35 protein-coding genes are annotated in these 23481 nt (G+C 63.3%); 1 reads left to right on the top strand and 34 read right to left on the bottom strand.

The annotated features are described in order from the left end of the window. Positions 1-55: 55 nt before the first annotated feature. From AC1ROK_RS24355 to AC1ROK_RS24365, 3 genes are read right to left on the bottom strand one after another with little or no spacing between them, the layout of a single operon-like run. Entirely contained in the window at positions 56-457 is a 402-nt protein-coding gene (locus AC1ROK_RS24355; protein WP_492851772.1) for a hypothetical protein, read from the bottom strand. 3 nt (positions 458-460) lie between these two features. Then, on the bottom strand, positions 461-1288 hold the full coding sequence (locus AC1ROK_RS24360) for an AraC family transcriptional regulator (RefSeq protein WP_492851774.1): 828 nt from the start codon (positions 1286-1288) through the stop codon (positions 461-463). Positions 1289-1332: 44 nt separating this feature from the next. Next, the gene (locus tag AC1ROK_RS24365; RefSeq protein ID WP_492851776.1) at positions 1333-2298 is read right to left on the bottom strand and encodes an NAD-dependent epimerase/dehydratase family protein; all 966 of its coding nucleotides are present in this window, start codon (positions 2296-2298) and stop codon (positions 1333-1335) included. Between the two features lie 228 nt (positions 2299-2526). On the opposite strand from AC1ROK_RS24365, the gene AC1ROK_RS24370 reads away from it, so the two are divergent. Further along, the gene (locus AC1ROK_RS24370) at positions 2527-3072 is read left to right on the top strand and encodes a P-loop NTPase family protein (protein ID WP_492851778.1); all 546 of its coding nucleotides are present in this window, start codon (positions 2527-2529) and stop codon (positions 3070-3072) included. Here AC1ROK_RS24370 and dld read toward each other — a convergent pair. The 31 genes from dld to fusA all read right to left on the bottom strand — a co-directional run bounded on the left by dld (position 3064) and on the right by fusA (position 23474). Beyond that, entirely contained in the window at positions 3064-4776 is a 1713-nt protein-coding gene (dld, locus tag AC1ROK_RS24375; RefSeq protein WP_492851780.1) for a D-lactate dehydrogenase, read from the bottom strand. The two genes, AC1ROK_RS24370 and dld, sit on opposite strands and share 9 nt — an antisense overlap. Position 4777: 1 nt before the next feature. Then, positions 4778-5821: an NAD-dependent epimerase/dehydratase family protein gene (locus AC1ROK_RS24380; protein WP_492851782.1), complete on the bottom strand. Its 1044-nt coding sequence runs from the start codon at positions 5819-5821 to the stop codon at positions 4778-4780. A gap of 114 nt (positions 5822-5935) precedes the next feature. Beyond that, a complete protein-coding gene (gene rplQ / locus AC1ROK_RS24385) occupies positions 5936-6364 on the bottom strand; it encodes a 50S ribosomal protein L17 (protein ID WP_055996351.1) in 429 nt (142 codons plus the stop codon). Positions 6365-6509: 145 nt separating this feature from the next. Further along, the gene (locus AC1ROK_RS24390) at positions 6510-7529 is read right to left on the bottom strand and encodes a DNA-directed RNA polymerase subunit alpha (RefSeq protein WP_492851785.1); all 1020 of its coding nucleotides are present in this window, start codon (positions 7527-7529) and stop codon (positions 6510-6512) included. Between the two features lie 103 nt (positions 7530-7632). Next, positions 7633-8025, bottom strand: coding sequence for a 30S ribosomal protein S11 (gene rpsK / locus AC1ROK_RS24395; RefSeq protein ID WP_492851787.1), 393 nt, complete (start codon positions 8023-8025; stop codon positions 7633-7635). Positions 8026-8107: 82 nt separating this feature from the next. After that, positions 8108-8476 (bottom strand): 30S ribosomal protein S13, encoded by a 369-nt coding sequence (gene rpsM, locus AC1ROK_RS24400; RefSeq protein WP_492851789.1) that lies wholly within the window; start codon positions 8474-8476, stop codon positions 8108-8110. Positions 8477-8651: 175 nt separating this feature from the next. After that, on the bottom strand, positions 8652-9221 hold the full coding sequence (locus AC1ROK_RS24405) for an adenylate kinase (RefSeq protein ID WP_492851791.1): 570 nt from the start codon (positions 9219-9221) through the stop codon (positions 8652-8654). Then, entirely contained in the window at positions 9218-10552 is a 1335-nt protein-coding gene (gene secY / locus AC1ROK_RS24410; RefSeq protein WP_492851793.1) for a preprotein translocase subunit SecY, read from the bottom strand. The genes AC1ROK_RS24405 and secY overlap by 4 nt, the downstream gene beginning before the upstream one ends. A gap of 32 nt (positions 10553-10584) precedes the next feature. After that, positions 10585-11070, bottom strand: a complete 486-nt coding sequence (gene rplO / locus AC1ROK_RS24415; protein WP_055049090.1) for a 50S ribosomal protein L15 — start codon at positions 11068-11070, stop codon at positions 10585-10587. 11 nt (positions 11071-11081) lie between these two features. Further along, entirely contained in the window at positions 11082-11270 is a 189-nt protein-coding gene (gene rpmD / locus AC1ROK_RS24420) for a 50S ribosomal protein L30 (protein WP_055877885.1), read from the bottom strand. A gap of 22 nt (positions 11271-11292) precedes the next feature. Further along, positions 11293-11820, bottom strand: coding sequence for a 30S ribosomal protein S5 (gene rpsE, locus AC1ROK_RS24425; RefSeq protein WP_055049088.1), 528 nt, complete (start codon positions 11818-11820; stop codon positions 11293-11295). Positions 11821-11842: 22 nt separating this feature from the next. Next, on the bottom strand, positions 11843-12205 hold the full coding sequence (gene rplR, locus AC1ROK_RS24430) for a 50S ribosomal protein L18 (protein ID WP_492851796.1): 363 nt from the start codon (positions 12203-12205) through the stop codon (positions 11843-11845). Between the two features lie 12 nt (positions 12206-12217). Further along, positions 12218-12751: a 50S ribosomal protein L6 gene (gene rplF / locus AC1ROK_RS24435; RefSeq protein ID WP_492851798.1), complete on the bottom strand. Its 534-nt coding sequence runs from the start codon at positions 12749-12751 to the stop codon at positions 12218-12220. Between the two features lie 54 nt (positions 12752-12805). After that, a complete protein-coding gene (rpsH, locus tag AC1ROK_RS24440; protein ID WP_055049085.1) occupies positions 12806-13204 on the bottom strand; it encodes a 30S ribosomal protein S8 in 399 nt (132 codons plus the stop codon). 13 nt (positions 13205-13217) lie between these two features. Continuing rightward, on the bottom strand, positions 13218-13523 hold the full coding sequence (gene rpsN / locus AC1ROK_RS24445) for a 30S ribosomal protein S14 (RefSeq protein ID WP_492851800.1): 306 nt from the start codon (positions 13521-13523) through the stop codon (positions 13218-13220). 21 nt (positions 13524-13544) lie between these two features. Beyond that, positions 13545-14102, bottom strand: coding sequence for a 50S ribosomal protein L5 (gene rplE, locus AC1ROK_RS24450; protein ID WP_492851802.1), 558 nt, complete (start codon positions 14100-14102; stop codon positions 13545-13547). Continuing rightward, complete coding sequence (gene rplX, locus AC1ROK_RS24455) at positions 14095-14409, bottom strand: 50S ribosomal protein L24 (protein WP_055877903.1); 315 nt, start codon at positions 14407-14409, stop codon at positions 14095-14097. Before rplX ends, rplE begins: the two co-directional genes overlap by 8 nt. Then, on the bottom strand, positions 14409-14777 hold the full coding sequence (rplN, locus tag AC1ROK_RS24460) for a 50S ribosomal protein L14 (protein ID WP_055877905.1): 369 nt from the start codon (positions 14775-14777) through the stop codon (positions 14409-14411). Before rplN ends, rplX begins: the two co-directional genes overlap by 1 nt. Before the next feature lie 58 nt (positions 14778-14835). After that, complete coding sequence (rpsQ, locus tag AC1ROK_RS24465; RefSeq protein ID WP_055877908.1) at positions 14836-15069, bottom strand: 30S ribosomal protein S17; 234 nt, start codon at positions 15067-15069, stop codon at positions 14836-14838. Positions 15070-15079: 10 nt separating this feature from the next. After that, positions 15080-15316, bottom strand: coding sequence for a 50S ribosomal protein L29 (gene rpmC / locus AC1ROK_RS24470; protein WP_492851805.1), 237 nt, complete (start codon positions 15314-15316; stop codon positions 15080-15082). 5 nt (positions 15317-15321) lie between these two features. Further along, positions 15322-15735, bottom strand: coding sequence for a 50S ribosomal protein L16 (gene rplP / locus AC1ROK_RS24475; protein ID WP_055049078.1), 414 nt, complete (start codon positions 15733-15735; stop codon positions 15322-15324). Between the two features lie 16 nt (positions 15736-15751). Continuing rightward, positions 15752-16513, bottom strand: coding sequence for a 30S ribosomal protein S3 (gene rpsC / locus AC1ROK_RS24480; protein WP_492851808.1), 762 nt, complete (start codon positions 16511-16513; stop codon positions 15752-15754). Further along, positions 16513-16893, bottom strand: coding sequence for a 50S ribosomal protein L22 (gene rplV / locus AC1ROK_RS24485; RefSeq protein WP_055877918.1), 381 nt, complete (start codon positions 16891-16893; stop codon positions 16513-16515). The genes rpsC and rplV overlap by 1 nt, the downstream gene beginning before the upstream one ends. A gap of 1 nt (position 16894) precedes the next feature. Next, positions 16895-17173 carry a 30S ribosomal protein S19 gene (gene rpsS, locus AC1ROK_RS24490; RefSeq protein ID WP_055049075.1) on the bottom strand — a complete coding sequence of 93 codons (279 nt, stop codon included), beginning with the start codon at positions 17171-17173 and terminating at the stop codon, positions 16895-16897. Between the two features lie 3 nt (positions 17174-17176). Further along, positions 17177-18016, bottom strand: a complete 840-nt coding sequence (rplB, locus tag AC1ROK_RS24495) for a 50S ribosomal protein L2 (protein WP_055877921.1) — start codon at positions 18014-18016, stop codon at positions 17177-17179. A 14-nt stretch (positions 18017-18030) separates the two neighbouring features. Next, positions 18031-18324, bottom strand: a complete 294-nt coding sequence (locus AC1ROK_RS24500) for a 50S ribosomal protein L23 (RefSeq protein ID WP_055877922.1) — start codon at positions 18322-18324, stop codon at positions 18031-18033. Continuing rightward, positions 18321-18941, bottom strand: coding sequence for a 50S ribosomal protein L4 (gene rplD / locus AC1ROK_RS24505; RefSeq protein WP_477149288.1), 621 nt, complete (start codon positions 18939-18941; stop codon positions 18321-18323). Before rplD ends, AC1ROK_RS24500 begins: the two co-directional genes overlap by 4 nt. After that, positions 18941-19645 carry a 50S ribosomal protein L3 gene (gene rplC, locus AC1ROK_RS24510; RefSeq protein ID WP_055877928.1) on the bottom strand — a complete coding sequence of 235 codons (705 nt, stop codon included), beginning with the start codon at positions 19643-19645 and terminating at the stop codon, positions 18941-18943. Before rplC ends, rplD begins: the two co-directional genes overlap by 1 nt. An 86-nt stretch (positions 19646-19731) precedes the next feature. Then, positions 19732-20040 carry a 30S ribosomal protein S10 gene (gene rpsJ / locus AC1ROK_RS24515; RefSeq protein WP_055049780.1) on the bottom strand — a complete coding sequence of 103 codons (309 nt, stop codon included), beginning with the start codon at positions 20038-20040 and terminating at the stop codon, positions 19732-19734. A 73-nt stretch (positions 20041-20113) separates the two neighbouring features. Further along, positions 20114-21304 carry an elongation factor Tu gene (gene tuf, locus AC1ROK_RS24520; RefSeq protein WP_055877931.1) on the bottom strand — a complete coding sequence of 397 codons (1191 nt, stop codon included), beginning with the start codon at positions 21302-21304 and terminating at the stop codon, positions 20114-20116. Between the two features lie 79 nt (positions 21305-21383). Continuing rightward, the gene (gene fusA / locus AC1ROK_RS24525) at positions 21384-23474 is read right to left on the bottom strand and encodes an elongation factor G (protein ID WP_492851813.1); all 2091 of its coding nucleotides are present in this window, start codon (positions 23472-23474) and stop codon (positions 21384-21386) included. Positions 23475-23481: the final 7 nt, after the last annotated feature.

Raw genomic sequence — 23481 nt, forward strand, 5'->3', positions numbered from 1 at the left:
AACGGACATGACACAGTGAAGGGGGACAGGGAGAAAATTTCGCGTCCCCCCGCCCTCAGCCCTCGGCCGCCCGCCGGGTGGCGACAAAGGCCGGCCCGTTCGGCAAGCGGCCGGCGGTGGGGCTCGCTGCATCGAGGACGCGCCAGAACGGGGTGATCGCCTCGACCGGGACGCCGGCTGCATAGGCCTCGAGGGCGGCTTCGGCGACGGTCCGGAGGTGGTAGCCGGTGTAGATCGGGCAGGTCACCTCGGCATGGTGACGCTCCGCCAGCTCGCGGCGCATGGTCTTGGGATCGACAGTCTGGCCCGGCGGGATGGCCGACATGAAGTCGGCGATCATCCCCGCGGTGGGCACCAGCATGATCTGGCCGGCGCGCATGCCGGCGATGCTGATCGGGGCAGGCTTCACCACCGGCTCGGCTGGAGCGTTGAGCCGTTCGGTCCAGGATTTTCCCATGGCTCACACCAGCGGCAGGTAGAGGATGGTCAGCAGTTCGGACGGCGCGGTGTCGCGCGGGCTGTTGAGATACTCCTCCAACACCGGCGCATCGGCCATGTCGCGGCCCGATTGCGGCAGCCAGGTGCCGAACAGCCAAGTGTACTCGGCGCGCATGTCGGCATATGGCCCCTTGTGCCGGAGCACAGCGTAATCGCCGGCACGGGTCGTGGCGGTCGGCAAGCCGGCCGGCGGAGAGCCGAGCGTGGCGGCTGCCGAGGAGCGGAGCTCGTCTACGGGCACGGCGCTCGGGTCGTCGCCATAGACCCCGAACATGCGGGTGTTCTGGTCCACGAGGCCGGCGGCGCCGAGGCGGTCGAACAGCCGGTCGAAGGCCATGCCGATATTCATGTAGTCGCCGACATGCGGCTCGGTGGCGATGGTCATCGCCGGCAGATGGCGAACCTCGACGGCGTAGTGCGGCGTCGGGGCGCCGTTCTGCGCCGGGTTGAATGCAGTGTGGCTGCCTTCGCGGCGATAGCGGGCCGGCGGCATGCCGTAGGCCTCGGCGAAGATGCGGGTGAAGGACTGCAGGTTGTCGTAGCCGGAACGTCTGGCGATCGCCTCGACCGGCCCGTCGGTGTTGGCCAGCTCGTTGGCGGCGCGCATCAGGCGGAGGCGGCGGACCGCAGCGGCGACAGTCTCGCCACGCATCGCCGAATAGACGCGGTGCCAGTGCCAGGGTGACATCGCCGCGACGTCGGCAAGGCGTATGAGATCGAGCGGCTCGTCGAGGTGTTCGTGGATGTAGGCGGTGACGCGGTTGATGCGGGCTTCGTAACTCTGGGTCATGGCTTACCTCGTGATGAGCGATGGTGTGCCATGAGCCGATTTCACTAGTCTTGCGGACCTTGCACCTTGCCGTTGGCAACGAGCCAGCGGACGGCCTCCTGCACGGCCTCCAGCGAGGAGTAGCGCGGGCTGTATCCGAGCAGGCGCCTCGCCTTCTCCATCGAGTGGCTGGGGCTGCGGACAATGTGCTCCCAGGTGGCGTTGGCTTCGTCGGCGTCTTGCCCGGCCTTCCACTGTTCGAACGGCAGGTAGCTGAGCTTCGGCTCGTGGCCGAACCAGCGGTACATCGCTTCGGCGTAGCCGCGCAGGTTGATGGCCTGCGGCGAGACGGCATTGAAGGCCTCGCCGACGGCGGTCGAGCGGTTGGCGATGATCGCCATGATCAGCCGCGCCAGGTCGTCGGCGTGGACGTGATGCACGGTCTCGAGCCCGAAGTTCGGCAGCGCCAGTTCCTCGCCGCGGGCGATCTGCGAGAACACCTCGGCATTGAAGTGCCCCGCCGGGTTCAGCGGCGTCCAGCCCGGGCCGACGATATGGCCGGGACGGAACACGGTGGCCGGAAAGCCGTCACGGCGCGCCTCGTCGAGCAGGTAGCTCTCGATCGCCGCTTTCTGCGTGCCGTATTCGCCAAAGGGGTTGAGCGGCTGGTCCTCGGTTGCGGGCACGGCGGCGTTGTGGCCATAGACCCAGATGGTGCCGCAGTGGATGAAGTGCTGCACCTTGCCGCGCAGCGCCTCCACCAGTTGCTGGGCGCGCGGCAGCACGAAGCAGATCATGTCGATGACGATGTCGGCCTCGAGCGCTGCGATGGCAGTGCCGAAACTGCCCTCGTGTTCGGCGGCCTCGCGATCGATGAGCACCGTCTCCACCCTGCCCCACGCTGCATTGGGCGTGTACGGCTTGCGGTGGCCGCGGGTGACGTTGATGACATGGTGCCCGGCTTCGACCAGCCGCGGCACGAGGTAGGTGCCGACATGGCCGCTGCCTCCGATGATGACGACCTTGGCCACGGCGGTACCCTCCCACGAACGAAAGGCGGTGCACGCGCACCGCCCTCCCACATTCTAGCTGCAGCGCTGCGGTGGAGGGAAGCCCGCTCACTTCAGCAGCTCCACATTGGCGGTGAGACGGGCCGCAGGCGATCCGCAGCACCACCGATCCGGCGTCTCGCCTCATTGGGCCAGATACAGTATAAGCCGCGTCCCCGGACGCGGGGCTTACTGAACATGGGGGTGAAGATGGACGTGCTGCCACTCTCGGCGCTTGGCGAACGCATCATGATCTGCGGGCCATCGAATTCCGGCAAGTCGACGCTCGCTGTCGCGCTGGCAAACAAGATCGGCGCCGAACCGTTCCATGTCGACCTGTTCCGCCATCTGCCCGATACCAATTGGGTACAGCGGCCGGACGAGGAGTTTCACGCGCTGCATGATGCCGCGATCCTCAGGGAGCGCTGGGTGATGGACGGCAACTATTCCAGCCTGATGCCGCAGCGTTTCGCCCGCGCCACCGGCATCATCCTGCTCTATGACAACCACTGGGCGAACTTCCGGCGCTACCTGTGGCGCACCCTGTTCCAAAGCAATCGGGTGGGCGCGCTGGCGGGGAACAAAGACAGCCTCAAGTGGGAGATGATCCGCTGGATCCTCTTCGTGCAGCCGACCCGGCGCGAGAGGGATCGCGACCGCGTCCGAGCCGTCGGGCTGCCGCTGGTCGAGGTCAACTCGATGCGACAGCTCAAACGGCTCTATGCGGGATGGGGTCTTAGGCGCCCGTCAGTGTGAGTGGTCGTGGTGGTGATCGCCGGCATAGTTCCGGTGCTTGGAATCTTCGCCGATCCCGGGGTTGAAGCTGTTGGTCGGGTCGAGCGCGCGGAAGAACGCCTGCTGCTCGGGCTTTGATGCATAGACATGGCCGACATTGTGCTCGGCGGGATACTGAGCGCCACGCTGGTCGAGCACGGCCAGCATGGCGTCCTTCACCTGGTGCGGATCGGCGCCCTTCGTCAACACGTAATCCTGGTGGAAGACGTGGCAGAGGAAGTGGCCATAATAGAGCTTCAGCTTGAGCTGGCTGTCGATCGCCGCCGGCAGGTGCTCGTACCAGTCGTGATCGTTGCGGCGGAGCGCGATATCGAGCGCCAGCAGGCCGCCCGAGTCCTTCTCATGCATCAGCGCATAGCGGATGGCGGCGCCCGCCGCGGCGAAGCGATGCAGGAAGGCCTGTGCTCCCTCCTTGGGCGTGCACTTGAAATACGCACCGTTGGCCCCGTCGGCGAACACCCCGTCCAATAGCGCCTCGGCCTCTGCAATGCCGTCGCCGGACATGCGGAGCATCAGGTGATGCTCATAGCGGTCACGATACTCGAGCAGGCGCTGCGGCAGGTGCTCGGGGAACAGGTGGCTCATGGCCTGCAGGATGCGATCGGAAAGCTGCTTGGGCAGCAGCGGCAGCTTGTTGAGCGTGGCATCCACCCTGCCCTTCAGGTTGAAGAAGGTCGGCATTACCTCGGTGCCGAAGCGCTGGATGACGAGGAAGGTATCCTTACCGTGGCTGCGGGCGACATCGAACATGTCGCGATGCATGTACTCGCCGGCCACCGGCAATGCACTCAGGCTGAGCAGTTCGCGGCGCAACCGGGTCAGCACGGCAACGTCGTTGGTGCCGATGTAGAACACCTGTTCGCCACCCTGCTTCTCGAACGTGTCGAGACGCACGGCGAACACTACCACCTTGCCGGCGCTGCCGGAGGCCTCATGCAGGCGTCGCGGATCGGCATTGAAACGCGCGGCGGTCGGCTCATCGATCTGGCGCACCCGCTCGGCATACTCACGATCCGACGCGAGGCCGACATTGTGCTGCACATCCTCGGCCGAATAGCTGCCCGCCTGCAGGCGACCGAGGATCTCCTCGGGACTGTTGCCGAGCTCGATGCCGAGGTGATTGATCAGTTCCAGCCGGCCGTCGGCGCCGATCTGGGCGAACAGCGACAGCTCGGTATAGGCCGGACCGCGGTGGACCAGCGAGCCGCCGGAGTTGTTGCAGACGCCACCGACGATCGAAGCGCCGAGGCAGGACGAGCCGATTACCGAGTGCGGCAGCCGGCCGATCGGCTTCAGCAGCTTCTCAAGCTTGTCGAGCGTGCTGCCGGGGAAGCTGACGATCTGCTTGCCGCCGTCGAGCAGTTGGATACCGGCAAGACGCAGCGTGTTCACCACGACCACCGGGCGATCATAATGGCCGCTGGGCGTCGAGCCCTCGGTGAGGCCGGTATTGGCGGCCTGCATGATGACGATGGCGTCGTGGCGGACCGTCGCCTCGAGCACTCGCCACAGCTCCAGCAGGGTGCCGGGCTTCGCCACCGCCACGGCATCCCCCTCGCCCGACCGGAAACCGCGGCGGTAGCGCTCGGTCTTCCGGTCGCCGGTAATGAGGTAGCGGCGCCCGACGGCGGCGCGGAGATCGTCGATCAGCTCTATTGTGGGCACGTCAGGGGGTCTTCTGTTTCACCAGTCCGAGGCGGATCACGCTGTCTGCGGTGGCGAGGATCGAATCCTTGGCGGAAATGAACTTGCGGCCCAGCAGTTTCTCACCTTTCGAGCCGTCGAACACCTTTTCATTGCCGATGTCGTTGATGATCTGGCGCGCCGGCCCACCGAACGCGGCAATCAGCTTGATGATCCAATCGGGCACGGTCTTGCTGGTGACGTTCCATTCCGGGTGGGCGGCGCGCAGGATATTGCCGACCTCGGGGAAAGGCACGTACTCGGCCGTTGCGAGATAGCGCTGGCCGGCCGTCTCGGGGGTGTCGAGGGCCGCAAGATGCAGCGCGGCCACGTCGCGCACGTCGATGATCGAGAAGCCGTTGGAGGGCATGGCTGGCGTCGAGCCATTGAGCAGGCCGGACACCAACTGCAGCGAGATGCTGGCGTCCTTATCGAGCGCCGGCCCGATAATGGCGCCCGGATGGACGGTGGTGAGGTTGATGCCGTGCTGCTTGGCGAAGTCCCAGGCGAACTGCTCCGCCTTGGTCTTGCCGATGCAATAGGCCCAGGTCCAGCGCATGTTGTCGAGGTTGGTGAAGTAGGTCTCGTCGTAGACGCGACGGCCGCTGGTCTGGCCGTGCCCGTAGCCGACCGTGGCGATCGACGACGTCATGATGATGCGTTTGATGCCGGCGTCGTTGGCGAAGCGGAAGACCCGCTGGGTGCCCTCGAGCGCCGGGCGGATCACGAGGCTCTGGTCCTTGGGTTCATCGGCACGGATGGCGGTGGCGATGTGCATGACGGTAGCCACGCCCCGCATCGCCTCGGCCCAACCCTTGTCGTCGAGCAGATCCGCTTCCACCAGTTCCAGGTGGTCAAGGGGGCCCTGCCCCAGTTCGCCGAGGAGCGTCGCTCGGACCTCTTCGGAGCGCCCGAGCGAGCGCACGGTGCCGCGCACGCGGTGCCCGGCCTTCAGCAGCTCCAGCACCGTCCATTTGCCGACGAAACCGGTAGCGCCGGTGACGAGGATGAGGCCCTGATCCGACATTCCACTCTCCCCAATCGAGTATCGCCATTACGGCGTTGATTATCTTCGGTGGTCAAACGAAAAGGCGGTCCGGACAAACCGGACCGCCTTTGAATTTCGTCGATAGCCTCGGGCTTACGCCGCGGCGGCTTCGTCGTCGGTCTCACGAGCTTCGACCGGACCGGAGTCGAGGCCCTTGGCGTCGACGTCGCGATCGACCAGCTCGATGACCGCGAGAGCGGCATTGTCGCCGTAGCGGAAGCCGGCCTTGAGGATGCGGATATAGCCGCCGTTACGATCCTTGTAGCGCGGACCGATGGTGGCGAAGAGCTTCTGCACCTGGGTTTCATCGCGCATCTGGGCGATGGCCTGGCGGCGGGCATGCAGGTCGCCGCGCTTGCCCAGCGTGATCAGCTTCTCGACGATCGGACGCAGTTCCTTGGCCTTGGGCAAGGTGGTCACGATCTGCTCGTGCTTGATCAGCGAAGCAGACATGTTGGCGAACATGGCCTTGCGATGAGCAGAGGTCCGGTTGAGCTTACGGTTCGAATTACCGTGGCGCATTTTGTTACTCCCTAAGGCCCGGGCGTCTCACGACGGGCGGTTAGTGCTGTGGATCACTTCGTTGAAGTGATCCACGTATTGGGTTGTCGCGCTCTCGAGGGAGAAAAGTCTGCAACTTTTCCTGAAAGCGCTCCGGTTGGCCTGCTTAATAATGGTCTTCGTAGCGCTTGGCCAGATCGTCGATGTTCTCAGGCGGCCAGTTCGGCACGTCCATCCCGAGGTGCAGGCCCATCTGAGCCAGCACTTCCTTGATCTCGTTGAGCGACTTGCGGCCGAAGTTCGGCGTGCGCAGCATCTCGGCTTCGGTCTTCTGGATCAGATCGCCGATATAGACGATGTTGTCGTTCTTCAGGCAGTTCGCCGAACGAACGCTGAGCTCGAGCTCGTCGACCTTCTTGAGCAGCGCCGGGTTGAAGGCGAGTTCCGGGACAGTGTCCTGGGTCTTTTCCTTGGTGGGCTCTTCGAAGTTGACGAACACCGACAGCTGGTCCTGCAGGATACGCGCGGCGTAGGCCACGGCGTCTTCCGGCGAGATGGCGCCATTGGTCTCGACGGTCAGGGTCAGCTTGTCCTTGTCGAGGCTCTCGCCGGCACGGGTCGCATCCACCTTGTAGGAAACACGGCGAACCGGGGAGAACAGCGCGTCGACCGGGATGTAGCCGATCGGCGCATCGTCGGGACGGTTCTTGTCGGCCGGCACGTAGCCCTTGCCGGTGTTGACGGTGAACTCGATATTGATCTCGGCGCCGTCGTCGAGGTGGCAGATCACCAGCTCGGGGTTCAGCACTTCGATGTCGCCGGAAACCTTGATGTCGCCGGCAACGACCGCACCCGGGCCCTGCTTGGTCAGGGTCAGACGCTTCGGACCTTCGCCACCCATCTTGAGGGCGATTTCCTTGACGTTGAGCACGAGGTCGGTAATGTCTTCACGCACGCCGGGAAGCGACGAGAATTCGTGCAGGATGCCGTCAATCTGGATCGCGGTAACGGCCGCGCCCTGGAGCGACGAGAGCAGCACGCGACGCAGAGCGTTGCCGAGCGTCAGGCCGTAGCCGCGCTCAAGCGGCTCCGCCACGACCGAAGCCGTGCGCACGCTATCGCTGCCCGAAACGATGTCCAGTTTGGTCGGCTTGATGAGTTCCTGCCAGTTCCGCTGGATGGTCACGGTGGTGTCCTTTCAAATGGGCGGTCCGCCTAACCGCCTGTCCGCTATGCAATGTACCTATCCCGGCGCGAGGGGCGCGCCGGGAGATCTACCGTAACGGAGGTTAGACGCGGCGACGCTTGCGCGGCCGGCAACCGTTGTGCGGGATCGAGGTGACATCGCGAATGCTGGTGACGTTGAAGCCAGCAGCCTGCAGCGCACGAAGCGCCGACTCACGGCCCGAGCCAGGACCGCGGACCTCGACCTCGAGGGTCTTCATGCCGTGTTCCTGGGCCTTCTTGGCCGCGTCTTCAGCCGCAACCTGGGCGGCATACGGGGTCGACTTGCGCGAACCCTTGAAACCCATCACGCCCGAGGACGACCAGGAGATGGTGTTGCCCTGCACATCGGTGATGGTGACCATGGTGTTGTTGAACGACGCATTCACGTGCGCAACGCCATTGGTGATATTCTTGCGCTCTTTACGACGAACGCGCGCGATTTCAGCTTTTGCCAATTTGCTTCCTCAGTTCGATATCGACGCTGCCGTAGTCCCAGCAGCTACATCAGGATGGCGGAGAGGTGCTCCGCGACCCGAATTACTTCTTCTTGCCGGCGATCGGCTTTGCCGGACCCTTGCGGGTGCGGGCATTGGTGTGGGTACGCTGACCACGGACCGGCAGGCCCTTGCGGTGACGCAGGCCACGGTAGTTACCGAGATCCATGAGCCGCTTGATGTTCATCGCCACGTTACGGCGCAGATCGCCCTCGACGACGTAGTCGCGATCGATCGTTTCACGGATCTGGATCACTTCGGCGTCGGTCAGGTCGTTCACACGACGCTCAGCCGGGATACCGACCTTCTCGGTGATCTCCTGGGCGAACTTCGCGCCGATCCCATGGATGTACTGAAGCGCGATCACCACGCGCTTGTTGGTCGGAATATTGACGCCAGCAATACGGGCCACGTCCGCTCTCCTATAGTCGGCAGCTCACGCTGCCCGTTTGATAACGACAAGGGACCGGAATTCCGCTCCCCACTCTTTGAGGAACCGAATCCAGCCCGATAATCCATGAGACTGGCGCGGTTCATAAGGGCAAGGTGCCGCAGAGTCAACTGCAGAGCCCCTGCCCCGAGGTATACTAGTTATGCACGGCCCGGCGGATGGCCGCCGTGACATCGTCGACCGGCTGCATGCCGTCGACCGACTTCAGAAGGCCTTTGCCGCGGTAGAACTCGACCAGCGGCGCGGTCTGCTCGCGATAGACGCTGAGGCGGTTGCGAAGCACCTCCTCATTGTCGTCGCCACGGGCAACACCCGATTCCTTGGCGCGCTTGGCGATACGCCCAACGAGCACATCGGCGTCGGCGGTGATCTCGATCACCGCGTCGAGCTGCATGCCCTTGTCGGCCAGCATCTGATCGAGCGCCTCGGCCTGCGGAATGGTCCGCGGAAAACCGTCGAGCACGAAACCGGGTTTGCAGTCATCCTGGTCGAGCCGCTCGGAGACGATGCCGTTGACGATCTCGTCCGAGACGAGGTCGCCGCGATCCATGATCTCCTTGGCGGCCAACCCCATCGGGGTCTTGGCGGCGATGGCGGACCGCAGGATATCGCCCGTCGAAAGCTGCGGGATCCCGTAGCTGTCGATCAGCACCTTTGCCTGCGTGCCCTTACCGGCGCCCGGAGGTCCCAGAAGGATCAACCTCATTTACGCTTGCCCCCAAGGCGTGACCGCTTCACCAGGCCTTCGTACTGCTGGGCGATCAGGTGGCTCTGCACCTGGGTCACCGTATCCAGCGTTACCGTCACGATAATCAGCAGCGAGGTGCCGCCGATGAACTGGCTGACGTTGAGCTGGCTGTGGATCATCTCGGGGATGAGCGCCACGACGGTCAGATAGAGGGCACCGATCACCGTGATGCGGGTCAGCACGTAGTCGATGTAGTTCGCCGTCCGCTCGCCCGGACGGATGCCGGGAATGAAGCCGCCGGAGCGCTTCAGGTTGTCCGCGGTATCGGTCGGGTTGAAGACGATCGAGGTGTAGAAGAAGGCGAAGAAGATGATCAGGACCGCGAACAGCACCAGATAGAGGGGCTGGCCACGACCGAGCAGCGCCGCCGTCACCGACAGCCACTGCGGCGCATCACCCTGCGCCGCGAACGACGCGATGGTGGCGGGCAGCAGCAGCAGGGACGAACCGAAGATCACCGGGATAACGCCCGCGGTGTTGAGCTTCAGCGGCAGGTGCGAGGTGTCGCCCTGGAACATCTTGTTGCCGACCTGGCGCTTCGGATACTGGATCAGCAGCCGGCGCTGGGCGCGTTCGAAGAAGACGATCACCGCGATAACGACGATGGCGATCAACATCAGGCCGAACAGCCAGCCGATCGGCAGCGCGCCGGTACGGCTGAGTTCGAGGGTCTGCACCACCGTCGCCGGCAGGTTCGCCACGATACCGGCGAAGATGATCAGCGAGATACCATTGCCGATGCCGCGCGAGGTGATCTGCTCACCCAGCCACATCAGGAACATGGTGCCACCCACGAGGGTGATCACCGTCGAGAGCCGGAAGAACCAACCCGGATCGATCACGACGCCCTGGCTGCCCTCGAGACCGATGGCGATGCCATAGGCCTGCACGGCGCAGAACAGCACGGCGAGATAGCGCGTGTACTGGTTGATCTTGCGGCGACCGCTCTCGCCTTCCTTGCGGAGGGCTTCGAGGCGCGGCGAGGCCGTGGTGATCACCTGCACCACGATGGACGCGGTGATGTACGGAATGAGGTTCAGCGCGAAGATCGCCATGCGCTGCACGGCACCGCCGGCGAACATGTCGAACATGCCGAAAATGCCCTGCTGCGCCTGCTTGAAGGTCGCGGCATAGGCATCGGGGTCGATACCGGGCACCGGGATGTACGTCCCGAGCCGATAAACGAGAAGCGCACCCAGTGTGAACCAGATGCGCTGCTGAAGGGCCTTCGCTTTCGCGAAGGTCCCGAAGTTCAGATTCTTGGCCAGCTGTTCGGCTGCGGACGCCATAGTCGCTCCCTTTAGAATGGGGCCAGGCGCTCTTAGGCGTCAGCCTTCACTTCTGCCTGAGGCATATCGACCTTGCCGCCGGCTGCTTCAATAGCAGCGAGCGCACCCTTGGTCGCGTGAGCAACCTTGAAGGTCACCTTCTTGGCAGTGAAACCGGAGCTGCCGATCAGACGCACGCCATCGAGCTCGCGACGGATCACACCGGCCTTCACGAGAGCGGCCGCATCGACCACGCCCTTGATGTCCAGCTTGCCGCTGTCGATGTAGTTCTGGACGCGGTCGATACGCAGCTGGTTCCACTTCTTGGGATTCAGAGCGTTGAAACCGCGCTTCGGCATACGCATGTGCAGCGGCATCTGGCCGCCTTCGAAGCCGTTGATGGCAACGCCGGAGCGGGCCGTCTGGCCCTTGCCGCCGCGACCACCGGTCTTGCCGACGCCCGAGCCGATACCACGACCGACGCGCACGCGCTTCTTGTTGGCGCCCGGGTTGTCCCGGAGTTCGTTCAAACGAGTCATTGTTCTCGTCCTTATTTGGCGTCGACGACGCGCACGAGGTGCGGGATCTTACGGATCATGCCGCGAACCTCGGGGGTGTCCTTGAGGGTCGACTGCTTGCGGATCTTGTTCAGCCCCAAACCGATGAGGGTGGCGCGCTGGTCCTGCGGACGGCGCGTCGGGCTGGCGATCTGCTCGATGGTTACGGTCTTGTCGGCCATAGTTCTAACTCCCAAGCCCTAATCAGGCTTCGACGGTCTCGCCACGGCGAGCCTGCAGGTCGGAGACCTTCAGGCCACGGCGGGCGGCGACCGAACGCGGGCTATCAACGCGCTTCAGCGCATCGAAGGTGGCCCGCACCATGTTGTAGGGATTGGCGGTGCCCTGCGACTTCGCCACGATGTCGTTGACCCCAAGGGTCTCGAACACCGCACGCATCGGGCCGCCGGCGATGATGCCGGTGCCGGGCACGGCAGCACGCAGGATGACCTTGCCTGCGCCGTGGTGGCCGACCACATCGTGGTGCAGCGTACGGGCATCGCGCAGCGGAACGCGGATCATCTGGCGCTTGGCCTGCTCGGTTGCCTTGCGGATGGCCTCGGGCACTTCACGCGCCTTGCCGTGACCAAAGCCAACGCGGCCCTTCTGATCACCAACCACCACCAGGGCGGCGAAGCCGAAGCGACGGCCACCCTTCACAACCTTGGCGACGCGGTTGATGTGAACCAGCCGGTCGACGAATTCGCTATCGCGCTCTTGAACGTCTCTCATCGAATTTTCCTTTGTCGCCGGATCAGAACTGCAGGCCGCCTTCGCGGGCCGCATCACCAAGGGCCTTCACGCGGCCATGGTAGAGGTAGGCACCACGGTCGAACACAACGGTCGACACCTTGGCGGCGATGCCACGCTCGGCGATCAGCTTGCCAACGGCGGCAGCTGCCTCCGCGGTCGAGCCGTTCTTGAGCTTGGCCTTGACGTCCTTGTCGACGGTCGAAGCGGCAGCAAGCGTGCGGCCGGATGCGTCATCGATGATCTGGGCATAGATGTTCTTGTCCGAACGGTGCACGGACAGACGCGGGCGGCCATTGGCATTGGCCTTGAGCGCCTTGCGAACGCGCGCCTTGCGGCGGTCCGCACCTTTGAGGCTGATGGGCATCTCGTGCGCTCCTTACTTCTTCTTGCCTTCTTTGCGGGCGATGTACTCGCCCACATAACGCACGCCCTTGCCCTTGTAGGGCTCCGGCGGACGCCAACCGCGAATGTCGGCGGCCACCTGGCCAACCTGCTGCTTGTCCGTGCCGGTCACGACCACTTCGGTCTGCGTCGGTGCGGCGAGGGTGATGCCAGCCGGGGTCACGAAGACCACTTCGTGGCTGAACCCCAGCGACAGCTTTAGATCCTTGCCCTGCATCGCAGCGCGATAACCGACGCCCTGGATCTGCAGCTTCTTCTCGAAGCCCGCACTGACGCCAACAACCATGTTGTTGATCAGCGCGCGGGTGGTCCCCCAGGCAGCACGAGCTTCCTTGCTGTCGTTGGCGGGCTCGATGACGATGCCGTCATCGGTCTGCTTGGCGTTCACGATATCCATGAGCGTCAGCGCCTGCTCGCCCTTAGGCCCCTTTGCGGTGACCTTGCGATCGCTGATCGTGACGGTGACGCCACTGACCGGAGCAATCGGCTTTTTGCCTGTACGGGACATTCTTTCTACTTCCTTCGGAGTAATCGTCACACCGACGGCTTCAAGGCAAAAGCCTTAGAAGACGCGGCAGAGTACCTCGCCACCCAGGTTCTGGGCTTTAGCTTCATGATCGGCCATCACGCCCTTGGGGGTCGACAGGATCGACACACCGAGGCCATTGGCGACCGAGGGGATGTTCTTGACCGAGGCATAGACGCGACGGCCAGGACGCGAGACGCGCTCGATGGTGCGGATCACCGGAGCGTTGTCGGAGTACTTCAGCTCGATGTCGAACTGGGCAACGCCGTTGTCCATCTTGCTTTCCGAGTAGCCGCGGATGAAGCCTTCCGACTTCAGCACGTCGAGCACACGGCCACGCAGGGTGGACGCCGGAGTCTGGACAACATCGCGACGACGCAGCTGCGCGTTGCGGATGCGGGTCAGCATATCGCCGATCGGATCAGAGAGGCTCATTGTCGTCTTCTCCTTACCAGCTCGACTTGACCATGCCCGGGATCAGCCCGAGATTGCCGAGCTGACGCAGGGCAATACGGCTGAGCTTGAGCTTGCGGTAGTAACCACGCGGGCGACCGGTGAGTTCGCAGCGGTTGTGCACGCGGTTCTCAGCGGAGTTGCGCGGCAGCGCAGCAAGCTTGAGCTGCGCGGCGAAGCGCTCCTCGAGCGAGACGCTCTGGTTCATCACCACGGCCTTGAGCTTGGCCCGCTTCGGGCCGAGCTGCTTGGAGAGGCGCTTGCGCTTGTTGTTCTTTTCGATGGAGCTGGTCTTTGCCATGTCTCGTCCTTCTCTCTTCCGTTACTGCCGGAAGGGGAAATTGAAAGCCTTGAGCAGCGCCCGGGCTTCGTCGTCGGTGCGCGCGGTCGTGCACACGATGATATCCATGCCCCAGGTCTGATCGATCTGATCGAAATTGATCTCGGGGAAGATGATGTGTTCCTTGATGCCCATGGCGTAGTTGCCACGACCATCAAAGGAATTCGGGTTCAGGCCGCGGAAGTCGCGAACCCGCGGCAGAGCGATGTTCACCAGACGGTCCAGGAACTCGTACATGCGCGCCTTGCGGAGCGTCACCTTCACGCCGAGCGGCATCTCTTCGCGGACCTTGAAGCCTGCGATCGACTTGCGAGCGTGGGTGATGACGGGCTTCTGGCCGGCGATCTTCTCGAGATCGGCGGCAGCCGACTTCACCTTCTTGGTGTCGTTCACCGCCTCGCCGACACCCATGTTCAGCACGATCTTGTCGAGCTTGGGGGCCTGCATGACGTTCTTGTAGCCGAACTCTTTGATCAGGTTCGCCTTGATGGTCTCGTCGTACTGAGCACGGAGACGCGGGATATAGACGGTATCAGCCATCGATCGTGTCCCCGGTCGACTTGGCGACGCGCACCTTGGTGCCGTCGGCGTTGATCTTGAACCCGACGCGCGACGGCTTGCCGTTCGCATCGGCGATCGCGAGATTCGACAGGTGAATCGGGGCTTCCTTGGTGAAGATCCCGGCGTCCTGGCTCGCGGTCTGCTTGGTGTGGCGACGCACGAGGTTCAAACCCTGCACGGTGGCCTTGGTCGCATCGGGGAACACCTGGGTGACCTGCCCGGTCTTGCCCTTGTCCTTGCCGGCGAGAATGACGACCTTGTCGCCCTTCTTAATCTTGGCCGCCATCACAACACCTCCGGCGCAAGCGAAATGATCTTCATGTGGTTCTTGGAACGCAGCTCGCGCGGCACCGGCCCGAAGATACGGGTACCGATCGGCTCGGCCTGGTTGTTGATCAGCACGGCCGCGTTGCGGTCGAAGCGGATGACAGTCCCGTCGGCGCGGCGAACCGGGAAAGCGGTGCGCACAACGACGGCCTTCATCACCTGGCCCTTCTTGACACGGCCACGCGGGATCGCGTCCTTGACCGAGACAACAATGATATCGCCCACCGAGGCGTACTTGCGGTGCGAACCGCCGAGTACCTTGATGCACATGACACGACGCGCGCCGGAATTGTCGGCAACGTCGAGATTGGACTGCATCTGGATCATGGCTTGATGCCTTTTTCAGTTTCGGGGTCTGCCTACTCGGCGAGCCCTAAATTCCGGTTTACGCGGAGGGTTTCAGGACCCAGCGCTTGTTCTTCGAAATCGGCGCCGACTCTTCGATCCAGACGACGTCCCCGACCTTGGCCACATTGGCTTCGTCGTGAGCGTGGTACTTCTTGGACCGGCGCACGGTCTTCTTCATCACCGGGTGGGTAAACGCACGGTCGACCCGCACCACCACGGTCTTGTCATTGGTGTCGGAGACCACGGTCCCCTGCAAAACGCGCTTGGGCATCGGTTGCTCCTTACTTCGCTGCGGCTTTTTGGCCGAGGATGGTCTTCACCCGCGCGATTTCGCGGCGGACTTTCTTGACCTCGGTCGGCTTTTCCAGCTGCTGGGTAGCGCGCTGGAACCGCAGGTTGAACTGCTCTTTCTTCAGGCCGAGCAGCTGATCCTTCAGCTCATCGGGGGTCTTGGCGCGGAGGTCGGCGGCGCCGTTGGCGCTCTTGGCCTCAACTTTTTTCTTCGGTGCACGTGCCATGGCGATCAATCCGCAATGCGGGTGACGACCCGCGTGATGATCGGAAGCTTCATCGCGCCGAGGCGCAGGGCTTCCTTGGCGACGTCCTCGGGGACGCCGTCGATTTCGAACAGGATACGACCCGGCTTGACGCGAGCCGCCCAGAATTCCACCGAACCCTTGCCCTTACCCATGCGGACTTCGGTCGGCTTCTTGGAAACCGGCAGGTCCGGGAAGACACGGATCCAGACGCGGCCGGCGCGCTTCATCTCGCGGGTGATCGCGCGGCGAGCCGCTTCGATCTGGCGAGCCGTGACGCGCTCGGGCTCCTGGGACTTCAGGCCGAACTGACCGAAAGCCAACTCCGTGCCACCCTTGGCATTGCCATGGATGCGGCCCTTATGCGCCTTGCGGAACTTGGTACGTTTTGGTTGCAGCATTTTTGTCTATGCCTTCTCAGTTCGCCGGCGCGCGATCGCGGCGATCGCCGCGCTCACCACGATCGTCCCGATCGGAACGCTCGCGACGCTGACCGCCCTCGTTCGAGGAGCCGCCTTCAGTGGCGCGGCGCTCGTGAGCGGACGGATCGTGCTCAAGGACTTCGCCCTTAAAGACCCACACCTTGATGCCGATGATGCCGTAGGTGGTCTTCGCCTCGGCAGTGCCGTAGTCGATGTCGGCGCGCAGCGTGTGCAGCGGCACGCGACCTTCGCGGTACCACTCGGTGCGAGCGATGTCGGCGCCGCCGAGACGGCCGCCCACGTTCACCCGGATGCCGCCGGCGCCCATGCGGATCGCCGTCTGCACTGCACGCTTCATCGCACGGCGGAAGGCCACGCGACGCTCGAGCTGCTGGGCAATGCCCTGAGCCACGAGGTTGGCATCGGTCTCGGGCTTGCGCACTTCGACGATGTTGATGTGCACTTCGCTGTCGGTGAACTTCTTCACCTTGGCGCGGATCTTGTCGATGTCAGCGCCCTTCTTGCCGATCACGATGCCCGGACGGGCAGTGTGGATCGACACGCGGCACTTGCGGTGCGGACGCTCGATGACGATCTTCGAAACCGCAGCCTGCTTGAGGTCTTCAAGCAGCGTTTCACGGATCTTCAGGTCTTCCTGGAGCAGCGAACCGTACTCACCCTTGTTCGCGTACCAACGCGAGTCCCAGGTGCGGTTGATGCCGAGGCGCAGACCGATCGGGTTGATCTTCTGACCCATTATGCGGTCTCCTCAACTTGGCGAACCACAATCGTGAGGTTCGAGAACGGGCGCTCCATGCGGGCAGCGTGACCACGGCCACGGGCCATGAAGCGCTTCATCACCAGGGAGTCGCCGACATAGCACTCGGCAACGACCAGGCTGTCCGGGTCGAGGCCGTGATTGTTCTCGGCGTTCGCGATGGCGCTCTCGAGCGTCTTCTTGACCGAGCCGGCGATGCGCTTGCGCGAGAAGGTCAGCTCGGCGAGAGCCTTGTCGACCTTCTTGCCGCGGATCATCGCAGCCACGAGGTTGAGCTTGATGCCCGAGGTACGAAGCATGCGGAGAACCGCCTTGGCCTCGTTGTCCTTGAGCGACCGCTGAGTTTTCGGCTTGCCCATGTTACTTCCTCTTGGCCTTCTTGTCGGCCGCATGACCGTAGTACGTACGGGTCGGAGCGAACTCGCCGAACTTGTGGCCGATCATCTCTTCCTGGACGTTCACCGGCACATGCTTGTGGCCGTTGTGCACGCCGAAGGTGAGACCGACGAACTGCGGCAGGATCGTGGAACGACGGCTCCAGATCTTGATGACTTCGTTGCGGCCGCTCGCACGGCTGGTCTCTGCCTTCTTGAGCAGATAGCCGTCGACGAACGGGCCTTTCCAGACTGAACGCGACATGGCTTAGCGGCCCTTCTTCACGTGACGCGAGCGGACGATAAACTTGTCCGTCGACTTGTTGCTGCGGGTCTTCTTACCCTTGGTCGGCTTGCCCCACGGGGTCACCGGGTGACGGCCACCAGACGTACGGCCTTCACCACCACCATGCGGGTGATCGACCGGGTTCATGGTCACACCGCGGTTGACCGGCTTGCGGCCGAGCCAGCGATTACGACCGGCCTTGCCGATCGAGGTATTGGAGTGATCCTGGTTCGACACCGCGCCGACGGTGGCGAGGCACGAGCCGTGGACCCGACGCTGCTCACCCGAGTTGAGGCGAAGGATCGCCCAACCGGCGTCGCGGCCGACATACTGTGCGTAGGCACCGGCCGAACGAGCGATCTGACCGCCCTTGCGGGGCTTCATCTCGACGTTGTGGACGATGGTGCCAACCGGCATGCGCTCGAGCGGCATCGCGTTGCCCGGCTTCACGTCGGCAGTGCCGAGCGTCGAGATCACCTTGTCGCCGGCAGACAAACGCTGCGGCGCGATGATGTAGGCGAGCTCGCCGTCCGCGTACTTGATCAGCGCGATCCAGGCGGTGCGGTTCGGATCATATTCCAGCCGCTCGACCGTCGCCGTCTCTTCGAAGCGAACGCGACGGAAGTCGACGATGCGGTACGAACGCTTGTGACCGCCGCCGCGATGGTACGCGGTGATACGGCCGGCGTTGTTACGACCGCCAGACTGGTTCAGACCTTCGGTCAGCGACTTGACCGGCTTGCCCTTCCACAGCTCCGACCGATCGGTCGTGATGAGCTGACGGCGGCCCGGGGAGGTCGGATTGTAAGTTTTTAGACCCATTCTTCTCTCTCCCCTCAGATGCCGGTCGAAATATCGATCGACTGGCCATCGGCCAGGGTGACAATGGCCTTCTTGACATCCTTACGGGTGCCAAGTTCCTGCCGGAAACGCTTCACCTTGCCCTTGCGGACCAGGGTGTTGACCGCCTTGACCTTGACCGAAAAGAGCGCCTCGACGGCGGCTTTGATATCGGCCTTGGTGGCATCGATCGCGACGTCGAAGACGACCTGGCTGTGCTCGGACGCCATCGTCGACTTTTCGGTGACGACCGGGTTACGGATCACGTCGTAGTTGCTGAACTTGCTCATGCGAACCGGGCCTCGAGCGCTTCAAGCGCTGCTTTGGTCAGAACGAGCTTATGGCGACGGAGAATGTCAGCGACATTGATCCCCTGCACCGGCAGCACGTCGATCTGCGGAATGTTGCGGGCCGCGTTGGCGAAATTCTTGTCCACCTCGGCGCCATCGATGATCAGAGCGCTCGACCATTCCAGCTTGCCGAACTTGGCAACCAGCTGGGCGGTCTTGGGCTCCTTGGTGGCGACGGTCGGAACGACGACCAGTTCGCCAGCCTTGGCCTTGGCCGAAAGCGCGTGCTTCAGCGCCAGGGCGCGGACCTTCTTGGGCAGCTCGATCGCATGGCTGCGGGGCTCGGGACCAAAGGCCCGGCCGCCGCCGCGGAACTGCGGAGCAGACTTGGCGCCGTGACGAGCGCCGCCCGAGCCCTTCTGCTTGATCGACTTCTTCGAAGTGTAAGCGATCTCGGAGCGGTGCTTCACCTTGTGGGTGCCGGCCATCGCCTTGAGCTGCTGATAGCGGACCATGCGGTGCAGGATGTCCTGACGGACTTCCAGACCGAAGATCTCGTCCTTCAGGGTGACCGAACCGTCGGCCTTGCCGTCCAGAGTAGTGACCTGGAGTTCCATTATTTCGCCTCCTCGGCCACGGCTGCGACAGCCGCCTTGAACGAACCGGGCACAGCAGCGCCCTTCGGAGCGGCCTTCTTGACCGCATCCTTGATCTGGATCCAGGCGCCCTTGGCACCCGGGACAGCGCCCTCGACCATGATCAGCCCGCGCTCCACATCGGTGCGCACGACCTTCAGGTTCTGGGTAGTGACGCGACGGTCGCCCATGTGGCCGGCCATCTTCTTGCCCTTGAACACCTTACCGGGGTCCTGGCGCTGACCGGTCGAACCGTGCGAGCGGTGCGACACGGACACACCGTGCGTGGCACGCAGGCCGCCGAAGTTCCAGCGCTTCATGCCGCCGGCGAAGCCCTTACCGATCGAGGTACCGGTCACGTCGACCAGCTGACCCTCGACGAAGTGGTCCGCCTGCATGGTGGCGCCAACTTCGATGAGGTTCGCAGGATCGACACGAAACTCAGTTACCTGACGCTTGGGCTCGACCTTGGCGACGGCGAACTGGCCGCGCTCCGCCTTGGTGACATTCTTCGCCTTGACGGTGCCGGCGCCGAGCTGGAGGGCGGTGTAACCGTCCTTCTCCTGCGTGCGCTGGCCAACCACCTGGCAATTCTTGAGGTCGAGCACGGTCACGGGGACGTGTGTGCCGTCATCCAAGAACAGGCGGGTCATGCCCAGCTTCTGTGCGATCAAACCAGAACGCATCGGTTGTTACCTTCTCTCTTTGGCGCTTGACCGGGTCATTGTGTCCAAGAGGACCCTTTGGATGGTCAGCGCGAAAACTCAGTCACTCAGAGCTTGATTTCGACGTCGACGCCGGCGGCGAGATCGAGCTTCATCAGAGCATCGACGGTCTGCGGGGTCGGATCCACGATGTCCAGAAGACGCTTGTGGGTCCGGATCTCGAACTGCTCGCGCGACTTCTTGTCGATGTGCGGCGAGCGGTTGACCGTAAACTTCTCAATCTGTGTGGGCAGCGGGATCGGCCCGCGCACCTGCGCACCCGTACGCTTGGCCGTGTTGACGATCTCCCGAGTGGAAGTGTCGAGCACACGGTGGTCAAAGGCTTTGAGCCGGATGCGAATGTTTTGACCGTTCATCTTGCTTTCCCAGCGAAAAATGGAACGCGGCGCGCTGTTTGTAGCGGCGCGCCGCGCCCTGGATTACCAGGTCTTACTTCAGGATCTTGGCGACGACGCCCGAACCGACGGTGCGGCCACCCTCACGGATAGCGAAGCGGAGCTTCTCTTCCATGGCGATCGGCACGATCAGCTGGACCGAAATATTCACGTTGTCGCCCGGCATCACCATCTCGGTGCCTTCCGGCAGCGTAACAACGCCGGTCACGTCGGTGGTACGGAAGTAGAACTGCGGACGATAGTTGGCGAAGAACGGCGTGTGACGGCCACCCTCTTCCTTGGTGAGGATATAAGCCTCAGCCACGAAGTCGGTGTGCGGGGTCACGGAACCGGGCTTGCAGAGCACCTGGCCGCGCTCGACCTGCGTGCGGTCGATACCACGGATCAGCGCGCCGATGTTGTCGCCAGCCTGGCCCTGATCGAGCAGCTTGCGGAACATTTCAACGCCGGTCACGGTCGTCTTCTGCGTCGCCTTGATGCCGACGATCTCGACTTCCTCACCCACCTTCACGATGCCGCGCTCGACACGGCCGGTCACCACGGTGCCACGGCCAGAGATCGAGAACACGTCTTCGATCGGCATCAGGAACGGCTGGTCGATCGGACGAGCCGGCTGCGGGATGTACTCGTCAACGGCGGCCATCAGCTTGAGCACGGCGTCGTGGCCGAGCTCCTTGTTGCCGTCGTTCAGAGCTTCAGTGGCCGAGCCCTTGATGATCGGAACGTCGTCGCCCGGGAATTCATAGGACGACAGCAGTTCGCGAACTTCGAGTTCCACGAGCTCGAGGAGCTCCGGATCGTCGACCATGTCGCACTTGTTCAGGAACACGACGAGCGCCGGCACACCGACCTGACGGGCGAGCAGGATGTGCTCACGGGTCTGCGGCATCGGGCCGTCGGCAGCCGACACGACCAGGATCGCGCCGTCCATCTGGGCGGCGCCGGTGATCATGTTCTTCACATAGTCGGCGTGGCCCGGGCAGTCGACGTGAGCATAGTGACGGTTGGTCGTCTCGTACTCGACGTGGGCGGTATTGATCGTGATGCCGCGCGCCTTCTCTTCCGGCGCTGCGTCGATCTGGTCGTACGCCTTGAAGGTCGCGCCACCGGTCTCAGCCAGGACCTTGGTAATCGCTGCGGTCAGCGAGGTCTTGCCATGGTCGACGTGACCAATGGTGCCGATGTTGCAGTGAGGCTTATTGCGGGAAAACTTTTCCTTGCCCATCGCTTCTCTCCGTATGCGTCAGCCACAAGCCGACGTGAGTTTTCAGTTTTAATTCAAGCGCTTGCTTAGCGGGTAAACGTTAAGCGTACTTTGCCTGGACTTCGGTGGCGACCGCCTGCGGGACCTGCTCGTAGTGGTCGAAGGTCATGGTGTACTGAGCGCGCCCCTGGCTCATCGAGCGGAGCGAGTTCACGTAGCCAAACATGTTGGCAAGTGGCACCATGGCGTCGATCACCTGCGCGATACCGCGGGCTTCAGTGCCGCGGATCTGGCCGCGACGTGAATTCAGGTCACCGATGACGTCGCCGACATAGTCTTCCGGGGTCAGAACTTCAACCCGCATGATCGGCTCGAGGATCTTCGGCGAGGCCTTCTCGATGGCTTCACGGAAACCCGCGCGGCCGGCGATTTCGAAGGCGAGGACCGAGGAGTCCACGTCGTGGTAGGCGCCGTCGGTCAGTGCGAACTTCACATCGACGATCGGGAAGCCGATGATCGGACCCGAACCCATGACGGACTGAACGCCCTTCTGCACGCCCGGCACATATTCCTTCGGCACGTTGCCGCCGACGACTTCCGAGACGAACTCGAAACCCTTGCCCGGCTCATTGGGCTCGATGCGGAACTTGATGCGCGCGAACTGGCCCGAACCACCCGACTGCTTCTTGTGGGTGTAGTCGTGCTCGACCGTGCGGGTGATCGCCTCGCGGTAAGCCACCTGCGGCGCACCGATATTGGCTTCCACCTTGAACTCGCGCTTCATGCGATCGACGAGAATGTCGAGGTGCAATTCGCCCATGCCCGAGATGATGGTCTGGCCGGATTCTTCGTCGGTCTTGACGCGGAACGACGGATCCTCGGCAGCCAGGCGAGCGAGCGCGAGGCCCATCTTTTCCTGGTCGGCCTTGGACTTCGGCTCGACGGCGATGTCGATAACCGGCTCCGGGAATTCCATGCGCTCGAGAATGACGCGGTGGTTCGGGTCAGACAGCGTGTCGCCGGTCGTGGTGTCCTTGAGGCCAACGATAGCGACGATGTCGCCGGCGTAGGCTTCGTTGATCTGCTCACGGCTGTTGGCGTGCATCTGGAACATGCGGCCAACGCGCTCGCGCTTTTCCTTGACCGTATTTTCCAGCATCGCACCGGCCTCGAGGTGACCCGAGTAGATGCGGCAGAAGGTCAGCGAGCCCATGTGCGGGTCGTTGGCGATCTTGAAGGCCAGCATCGACAGCGGCTCATCGTCGGTGGCGTGACGCTCGATCTCGCCTTCGGTCTTGACGTCGATGCCCTTGATCGCGGGAATGTCGGTCGGGGCCGGCAGGAAGTCGATAACGCCATCCAGCAGCGGCTGCACGCCCTTGTTCTTAAAGGCCGAGCCACAGAACACCGGATACAGCTTCACCTCGCAGGTGCCCTTGCGGATCAGCCGGCGCAGCGTGTCGTTGTCCGGCATTTCGCCGTTCAGGTAAGCTTCGGTGGCCGCATCGTCCATCTCGACGGCGGTCTCGATCATCTTCTCGCGGTACTCAGCGGCCTTGGCCTTGAGGTCCTCGGGGATCTCGACGACGTCCCACTGGGCGCCCAGCTCTTCGTTGCGCCAGACGAGCGCGTTCATCTCGATCAGATCGACGACGCCCTTGAAGTCGCTTTCGGCGCCGATCGGCAGCTGCATGACGACCGGCTTGATGCCGAGGCGCTTGTCCAGCGTATCGAGGCAGAAATAGAAATCGGCACCGATCTTGTCCATCTTGTTGACGAAGATCAGACGCGGAACGTTGTACTTGTCGGCCTGGCGCCAGACGGTTTCCGTCTGCGGCTCTACGCCCTGGTTGCCGTCGAGCAGCGCGATGGCGCCGTCGAGCACGCGGAGCGAACGCTCGACTTCAATGGTGAAGTCCACGTGGCCGGGGGTGTCGATGATGTTGAAGCGGAACTGCGAGCCGTCACGGCCCTTCCAGAACGTGGTGGTCGCGGCGGACGTGATGGTGATGCCGCGCTCCTGCTCCTGCTCCATCCAGTCCATGGTCGCGGCGCCGTCGTGGACTTCGCCGATCTTATGGGACTTGCCGGTGTAGTAGAGAACACGCTCGGTCGTGGTCGTCTTGCCAGCATCGATGTGAGCCATGATGCCGAAGTTACGATAGTGATTGATCGGGTATTCGCGGGCCATCTGAGCG

Source organism: Devosia sp. GW821-FHT12F11, assembly GCF_058806655.1.